Origin of the sequence: Pseudomonas sp. HY7a-MNA-CIBAN-0227 (assembly GCF_040310325.1) — a bacterium.
In the GTDB taxonomy this organism is placed as follows: domain Bacteria; phylum Pseudomonadota; class Gammaproteobacteria; order Pseudomonadales; family Pseudomonadaceae; genus Aquipseudomonas.
This window is the reverse complement of record NZ_JBEOPT010000156.1, coordinates 1-268: the sequence shown is the minus strand read 5'-3', so window position 1 is coordinate 268 and position 268 is coordinate 1. Positions and strand designations below refer to the sequence as shown.

Annotated in this window: 1 protein-coding gene; it reads left to right on the top strand. The window is 44.4% G+C overall.

The annotated features are described in order from the left end of the window. Positions 1 to 268: DUF2062 domain-containing protein (locus AAEZ06_RS27390; protein WP_350617250.1), on the top strand; the 268-nt coding region annotated here is incomplete at both ends.

The following is a 268-nucleotide window of genomic DNA, read 5'->3' as shown; positions in this document are numbered from 1 at the left end:
GCCCACACCAGAGAAAATTCTAGAAAGCCGCATTTTAAAATTATTTGCACCGCATTTGGCTGATCCGCGCTTATGGCATTTTAACCGGCACAGCTTAAATAAAGCGGTCTATATCGGCGTGCTCAGTGCATTTTTTCCGCTACCCGGACAGATGTTATTAGCATTAATTGGCTCGCTAATTTTTCGTGCCAATGTCCCTATGGCGCTTGGTTTAACTTGGATTACCAACCCTGTCACTAGCCTACCTATCTTTTACGCTGGTTACTAC